This is a genomic window from Burkholderia sp. Ac-20379, assembly GCF_017104645.1.
In the GTDB taxonomy this organism is placed as follows: Bacteria; Pseudomonadota; Gammaproteobacteria; order Burkholderiales; family Burkholderiaceae; genus Burkholderia.
Genome location: NZ_JAAGPF010000366.1, coordinates 1 through 6,781 on the forward strand (window position 1 = coordinate 1; position 6,781 = coordinate 6,781).

7 protein-coding genes are annotated in these 6,781 nt (G+C 70.5%); 3 read left to right on the forward strand and 4 right to left on the reverse strand.

The features are described from left to right. Both G3N92_RS29020 and G3N92_RS29025 read right to left on the reverse strand, forming a co-directional pair. Window positions 1-1,030: NYN domain-containing protein (locus G3N92_RS29020; RefSeq protein ID WP_206131022.1), on the reverse strand; the 1,030-nt coding region annotated here is incomplete at its 3' end. 141 nt (window positions 1,031-1,171) lie between these two features. Continuing rightward, window positions 1,172-1,498 (reverse strand): hypothetical protein, encoded by a 327-nt coding sequence (locus G3N92_RS29025; RefSeq protein WP_206131016.1) that lies wholly within the window; start codon window positions 1,496-1,498, stop codon window positions 1,172-1,174. 187 nt (window positions 1,499-1,685) lie between these two features. On the opposite strand from G3N92_RS29025, the gene G3N92_RS29030 reads away from it, so the two are divergent. After that, window positions 1,686-2,864, forward strand: a complete 1,179-nt coding sequence (locus tag G3N92_RS29030; RefSeq protein WP_206131017.1) for a serine hydrolase domain-containing protein — start codon at window positions 1,686-1,688, stop codon at window positions 2,862-2,864. A gap of 78 nt (window positions 2,865-2,942) precedes the next feature. Here the strand turns inward: G3N92_RS29030 and pcaG are convergent, their stop codons facing one another. Both pcaG and pcaH read right to left on the reverse strand, forming a co-directional pair. Continuing rightward, complete coding sequence (gene pcaG / locus G3N92_RS29035) at window positions 2,943-3,533, reverse strand: protocatechuate 3,4-dioxygenase subunit alpha (protein WP_206131018.1); 591 nt, start codon at window positions 3,531-3,533, stop codon at window positions 2,943-2,945. 2 nt (window positions 3,534-3,535) lie between these two features. Further along, a complete protein-coding gene (pcaH, locus tag G3N92_RS29040) occupies window positions 3,536-4,240 on the reverse strand; it encodes a protocatechuate 3,4-dioxygenase subunit beta (RefSeq protein ID WP_206131019.1) in 705 nt (234 codons plus the stop codon). A 104-nt stretch (window positions 4,241-4,344) separates the two neighbouring features. Here pcaH and pcaQ point away from each other — a divergent pair, with 104 nt between their 5' ends. Both pcaQ and G3N92_RS29050 read left to right on the forward strand, forming a co-directional pair. Beyond that, entirely contained in the window at window positions 4,345-5,337 is a 993-nt protein-coding gene (gene pcaQ, locus G3N92_RS29045) for a pca operon transcription factor PcaQ (RefSeq protein WP_206131020.1), read from the forward strand. Between the two features lie 110 nt (window positions 5,338-5,447). Then, window positions 5,448-6,781: GGDEF domain-containing protein (locus G3N92_RS29050; protein ID WP_241015084.1), on the forward strand; the 1,334-nt coding region annotated here is incomplete at its 3' end.

Below are 6,781 nucleotides of genomic sequence, written 5' to 3' on the forward strand. Positions count from 1 at the left end.
GGCGCGTGTCGGCCGGTGCGGCGGCAGCCTGGGCCGCCTGCGCGGCCGGTTCGCCTTCGGCGCGACGCTCGTCGCGCTGCTCGCGCGGCTGGGCGTGATCCTTTGCATGCTTGTTGCCGCGCTGCTCCTTGCGGCGGCCCGCGCCGTGCTTCTGCGCATCGGCGGCCGGTGCGTCGGCCGAGGCGTCCTCGCCCGCTTTCGGCGCCTCGACGTCGAACACCGGGTCGGCGGCCGCCACCTGCGACGGGCGTGACACGTAAGTGCCCGATTTCTCGTCGCGGCCCACCTCGAGCAGCCCGTGCGCCTGCGCTTCCTCCAGCAGGTTGCCGAACGCGCGGAAGCCGTAGTACGTCTCGTTGAAGCCCGGCTTGCGGCGCTTGATCGCGCTCTTGAGCACCGACGCCCAGATCTTGCCGCTGTCGCTGCGCTCCGAAGCCAGCGCGTCGAACGTCTCGACGGCGATCGTGATCGCCTCGAGCTTGCGCGCGTCGGCGTCCGGCTTGCGTTGCTTGTCGTCGGCCGCGCGCTTGCCGCTGTCGGCCGTGGCGCGCGAATCGCGCTTGGCCTGCGCGCGTTGCAGCTCGCGGGCGAGGTCGTCGTAGAAGATGAATTCGTCGCAATTCGCGACCAGCAGGTCCGAGGTCGAATTCTTCACGCCCACGCCGATCACGCGCTTGGCGTTCTCGCGCAGCTTCGAGACGAGCGGCGAGAAATCGGAATCGCCGCTGATGATCACGAACGTGTCGACGTGCGATTTCGTGTAGCAGAGGTCGAGCGCGTCGACCACCAGCCGGATGTCGGCCGAGTTCTTGCCCGATTGCCGCACGTGCGGAATCTCGATCAGCTCGAAGCTGGCTTCGTGCATCGCGCCCTTGAAGGTCTTGTAGCGATCCCAGTCGCAATAGGCCTTCTTGACGACGATGCTGCCCTTGAGCAGCAGCTTTTCGAGCACCGGCTTGATGTCGAATTTTTCGAACTTCGTATCGCGCACGCCGAGCGCGATGTTTTCGAAGTCGCAAAAGAGCGCCATGTTGACGCTGTCCTGAGGCAAGGCCATGTGTTCTCCAACCGAAGGCTCGCCATGCCGGCGAGCGCTGAAAGTGCCGACATGATAGCGGCTGTGCGTGACGTCGACGGAATCGGCCGGGCGCGCGGTGCGTGAGGCGGCCGTTCAGGCGCGCGGATCGCGCAGCCGGCGGATCGCCTGCCAGGCGCAGCCGGCCGTGGTCGCGGCCAGGCCGGCGAACGTGACGAGCACGCCGAGCGCGAAGCCGGTGGGCATCTCGCCGCTGTCCGGCGAATCCGGGTGGGCGATGCCGAGCGCCACCGAGCCGGCGACGATCAGCGCGAGGCAGGCCACCCAGTACAGCCGCGCGCGCGTGGCGCGCCAGGCCTGCCAGCTGGCCCAGCTCAGACCGAACAGCCAGAGCAGGGCGAGCACGCCCAGCGCGAGCAGATCGGTGACGGACGAGGCGGGAAAGGTGGCGGTGGCGGGCATGACGGCGAAACGTGGCGGCGAGGGCGGAAGCGGGGGCGCCGAAGCGCCGGAATCGAGACTCTATCGGCCGGGCGGGGGCGAGCGCAAGCGCGCGGCGTGCCCGGACGGCGGGCCGCTGGCGACGATAGCCGGCTGCAAGCCGGCGCGCGCCTGTCTAGAATCGGGGTTTTCGCCACCGGATCTTGCCATGACGATCGCTCCCGCCACGCCCGCCGCCGCTTCTCTCGACGCCACCGCGCTTGCCGGCCGGCTCGACGCCGTGTTCGAACGCGCGCTGCGCGAGCGCCGCCTGGTGGGCGCGGTGGCCATCGTCGCTCGGCATGGCGCGGTGCTGTACCGCCATGCGCATGGCCTGGCCGACCGCGAAGCGTCGCACCCGATGCGCGAGAGCACCTTGTTCCGGCTCGCCTCGGTCAGCAAGCCGATCGTCGCGCTCGCGGTGCTGCGGCTGGTCGCGCGCGGCACGCTGGCGCTCGATGCGCCCGTCACGCGCTGGCTGCCCGAGTTCCGGCCGAAGCTGGCCGACGGCAGCGAGCCGGTCATCGCGCTCCATCATCTGCTGACGCACACGTCCGGCCTCGGCTACTGGCTGCTCGAAGGCCCGGGCTCGGCGTACGACCGGCTCGGCATTTCCGACGGCATCGATCTGCGCGATTTCGATCTCGCCGAAAACCTGCGCCGGCTCGCGCGGGCGCCGCTCGCGTTCGCGCCCGGCAGCGCCTGGCAGTATTCGCTGGCGATCGACGTGCTCGGCGCGGTCATCGAAAAGGCGACCGGGCTGCCGCTCGAGCAGGCCGTCGCGGCGCTGGTGGGCGAACCGCTCGGCCTGCGCGACAGCGGCTTCGTGTCGAACGCGCCCGAGCGCTTCGCGACACCGTATCGCGACGGCGCGCCCGAACCGGTGCGGATGACCGACAACCTCGACGTGCCGCTGCCCGAAGGCCACGGCGCGGTGGTGCGCTTCGCGCCGTCGCGGGTGTTCACGCCCGGCGCGTATCCGTCGGGCGGCGCGGGCATGTACGGCTCGGCCGACGACGTGCTGCGCGTGCTCGAGGCGATCCGCGCCGGCGACGGCTTCCTGCCCGAGGCCCTGGCCGAGGCGGCGCGTACCGATCAGGCCGGCGCGGCGTCCGAGTCGCGCGGGCCGGGCTGGGGCTTCGGCTATCTGAGCGCGGTGCTGCTCGATCCGGCCGCGGCGGGCTCGCCGCAGGGCGCGGGCACGCTGCAATGGGGCGGCGTGTACGGCCATTCGTGGTTCATCGATCGCGCGGCCGGGTTGACGGTGCTGCTGCTCACGAATACCGCCTACGAGGGGATGTCGGGGCCGTTGACGATCGAACTGCGCGATGCTGTTTACGCGGGCTGAGCGGGCCGCGCAACAATAAAAAAGCCGGGGGGCCGTCAAGCCCCCCGGCTTTTTCGCGATCCGATCCGGCCTACCGGGTTACAGATCGAAGAACACCGTTTCCTGCTCGCCCTGCATGCGGATGTCGAAGCGATAGACGACCACGCCGTTCGCCTGCACCTCGCGGCGCGCGAGCAGCGTGTCGCGGCGCGCGGCCGGCACGCTTTCGAGCACCGGGTCGGCCGCGTTGGCCGCCGTCTCGTCGTCGAAGTAGATCCGCGTGAACGCATGCGTGAGCACGCCGCGCATCAGCACGGCCACGTCGATATGCGGCGCGCCGGCATCGCTCGTGCCCGGCTTGACGGTGCGCACCACGAAGCGGTGCTGGGCGTCGGTGCCCGTGCCGATCCGCGAAAAGCCCGAGAAGCCGCTGGCCGCGATCTCGGCGCGCGACGCCGGGAACTTGCCGGCGGCGTCCACCTGCGTGAACTCGAGCATGGCGTCAAGGATCGTCTTGCCGTCGCCGTCGAACACCTGGCCGATCAGCACGATGTGTTCGCCGGCCGCATGCGGCTCGGCGATATCGGGCGAGAACAGGCTCTTCATGTCGAAGTTGTACTGCTGCGGGCACAGGCCGTAGGCGAAGTACGGGCCGACCGTCTGCGAAGGGGATTGTTTCAGCGTCGTCATGATCAGCGTCCCATCGGAGTAGCGTCGCGGCCGCGCAGCACGATGTCGAATTCGTAGCCGAGCGCATAGCCTTCCTGGGTGACGTCGAGCGAGAACGCCGAAATCAGGCGTTCGCGCGCGGCTTCGGGGGTGCCCTGGAAGATCGGGTCGTATTGCAGCAGCGGGTCGCCGGGGAAATACATCTGCGTGACGAGGCGCGAGCCGAAATAATCGCCGAACAGCGAGAAGTGGATGTGGTTCGGGCGCCAGGCGTTCGTGTGATTGCCCCAGGGGTAGGCGCCGGGCTTGATCGTCAGGAAGCGGTAGCGGCCCTGATCGTCGGTCAGGCAGCGGCCCGCGCCGAGGAAGTTCGGGTCGAGCGGCGCGTCGTGCTGGTCGGCCTTGTGAACATAGCGGCCGGCCGCGTTCGCCTGCCACACTTCCACCAGCGTGTTGCGCACCGGCTTGCCGCCTTCGTCGAGCACGCGGCCCGTCACGACGATACGCTCGCCGAGCGGCTCGCCGTTCTTCACGGCGTTGCGCGTCAGGTCGTGATCGAGCGCGCCGAGATCGTCGGTGCCGTACACCGGCACGTACTGATTGCGCAGCTTTTCCTTCAGCGGAATCAGCGGCTGCGTCGGCCCGCGCTTGACGGACGAACGGTACTCGGGGTGAACGTAGGCGGGATGCGACGGCCAGTCGCGCGGGCTGAGGATGGAGTCGTCCATCGCGGTGTCTCCTGTCGTATTGAAGGGGGAATAAGGCGGAACTTTAGCTAATCCGGAAAGTTATGCAAAATGACGTTTCTTCCTATCTCGTATAACCAACCGTTATGGCCAACCGTATCGCCGACGGCCGCGTCAAGTTCCGGCATCTGCAGTGTTTCCTGGCGGTCGCGCAGCTCGGCGGCGTGCAAAAGGCCGCCGAAAGCCTGTCGATCACGCAGCCGGCCGTCTCCAAGACGATCGCCGAGCTGGAATCGATCCTCGGCGTGAAGCTGTTCGAGCGCGGCCGGCAGGGCGCGCAGCCTACCCGCGAGGGGCAACTGTTCCTGCCCCATGCGAGCGCCAGCGTGATGGCGCTGCGTCAGGGCGTGGGCCTGCTGGCCGGCGAAAGCGGCGGCGCGGCGGCCACGCTGGAGATCGGCATGCTGCCGACCGTGGCGGCCTCGCTCGCGCCGGCCGTCATGAAGGCGCTGACGGCGCGCATGCCGCGCATGATCGTGCGGATCGCCACCGATCCCAACGCACGGCTGCTCGAACGCCTGAAATCGGACGAGATCGAATGCGCGGTCGGGCGGCTGTCGGAACCGGAGCGGATGGTCGGCCTGTCGTTCGAACAGTTGTACAACGAGCCGCTGGTGGCGCTGGTGCGCGCCGGCCATCCGCTCGCGCGCCATCCGGCGCCGGCCGGCGAGCTGGGCCGCTTCCCGGTGGTGGTGCCGCCGTACGGCACGTTGATCCGCCAGTCGGCCGAGCAGATGCTGGCCGCCTGCAACGCGCCGGCGCTCGATACGTTCGTGGAGGTGCTGTCGGTATCGGTGGGCCGCGCGCTGGCGCTCGAAAACGACGCGGTGTGGTTCGTGCCGCGCTACGCGGCCGAATACGATCTGGCGGCCGGCACGCTGGTGCGGCTGCCGCTGCCGGCCGACGGCGCGGACGAGCTGGTCGGCCTGATCCTGCGCACCGACGCGCGGCCGTCGCCGGCCGCGCAGGCGCTGATCGACGCGGTGCGCAACGTCGCGCGCGACCGGTTCGCGGGCGCGGACGCCCGGCGGGCCGCGCCGCCCGTGCGCCGCCGGCGTGGCACGACGCCGCATCGGTGATAATGGCGCCCCGGCCGACTTCGCGGATGCCGCCCGACGCGCGCTCCGCCCCCCGAACGATGGAACACAGCCCCGCCCGGCGGCGCGGACCGAGCGATTCCCCGCCGCGGATGCCGTTGAGCTACCTGGTGATCGCCGGCGGCGTCGCCATTGCGCTGGTGATGATGACGATCTGCGCGGCGATCCTGCGCGACAGCCGCGTGGACGCGTTCGAACGCGCCCAGGACAGCGCCCGCAACACCTTGCTGATGATCGAGCGCGACGTGGCGCGCAGCCTGCACATCGACGACCTGGTGCTGCAGGGCGTGGCGGCGGGCTTGCGCGATCCGTCGCTGGCCGGCGTGCCCGGCGCGCTGCGCGGCCGGCTGCTGTTCGATCGCGCGTCGGCGTCCAGCGACATCGGCGGCATCTACGTGCTCGACGCGTCGGGACGCATGACGCTGGCGTCCAACGGCCCGCCCGTGGCCGGCGCGCGCTTCGACGGCCGCGATTTCTTCACCGCGCCGCGCGACGATCCCGAGGCCGGGCTCTTCGTCGGCGGCCCCGCCGCCTCGTTGCTGCACGCCAACGACGCGGGCATCGCGCTGTCGCGCCGCTTGAGCGGCCCGGACGGCCGGTTCGCGGGCGTGGTGGTGCTCAGCGTGCGTTTCGAGTATTTCCGGCGGCTGTTCGCGGGGCTCGCGCTCGGCCCGCACAGCTCGATCGCGCTGATCCACACCGATGGCCGGCTGATCATGCGCGCGCCGGACGACGGCGGCCTGGTGGGCCGCGACCTGCGCAGCGGCGGCCCTTACCAGCGCATGATGACGAGCGGCAGCGGCGCGTTCGTCGAGACGGCGTCGATCGACGGCGTGCGCCGCAGCTACCTGTTCCGGCACCTGCCGCAACTGCCGCTGATCGTGTCGGTGGCGGTGGCCGAGCAGGACATCTACGCGGAATGGCGGCGCCGCGCCTGGCGCTTCGGGATCCTGACGGGCGGCTTCGGCATCGCGTTCGTGCTGCTGAGCGCGTTCCTCGCGCACTCGCTGTGGCGCAAGTCGGAGGCCGAGGCGGCGCTCGCGCGGATGGCCGGCACCGACAGCCTGACCGGCCTGCCGAACCGGCGCACGCTCGACGCCTCGCTGGCGCGCGAGTGGCGGCGCGCGGTGCGTTCGCGCCGGCCGCTGGCGATCCTGTTCGTCGATATCGACCATTTCAAGCGCTACAACGACGAATACGGCCATTCGCTCGGCGACGAGGCGCTGGCCACCGTGGCCGACGCGATCGCCGTGCAGACGCTGCGCTCGCACGATGTGGTGGCGCGCTACGGCGGCGAGGAATTCATGCTGGTGCTGCCCGAGACGGATCGTGCGGGCGCGCGCGCCGTGGCCGAGCGGATCCGCGACGCGGTGCGCGCGCTCGGCATCGACCATGCGGGCGCGGCAGCGGGGCGCGTGACGGTCAG

What these genes read in the sequence shown, in the direction of transcription:
- G3N92_RS29030 (WP_206131017.1), top strand. Translation starts at nt 1,686, where the DNA reads ATGACGATCGCTCCCGCCACGCCCGCCGCCGCTTCTCTCGACGCCACC.
- pcaQ (WP_206131020.1), top strand. Translation starts at nt 4,345, where the DNA reads ATGGCCAACCGTATCGCCGACGGCCGCGTCAAGTTCCGGCATCTGCAG.
- pcaH (WP_206131019.1), bottom strand. Translation starts at nt 4,240, where the DNA reads ATGGACGACTCCATCCTCAGCCCGCGCGACTGGCCGTCGCATCCCGCC.
- G3N92_RS29025 (WP_206131016.1), bottom strand. Translation starts at nt 1,498, where the DNA reads ATGCCCGCCACCGCCACCTTTCCCGCCTCGTCCGTCACCGATCTGCTC.
- pcaG (WP_206131018.1), bottom strand. Translation starts at nt 3,533, where the DNA reads ATGACGACGCTGAAACAATCCCCTTCGCAGACGGTCGGCCCGTACTTC.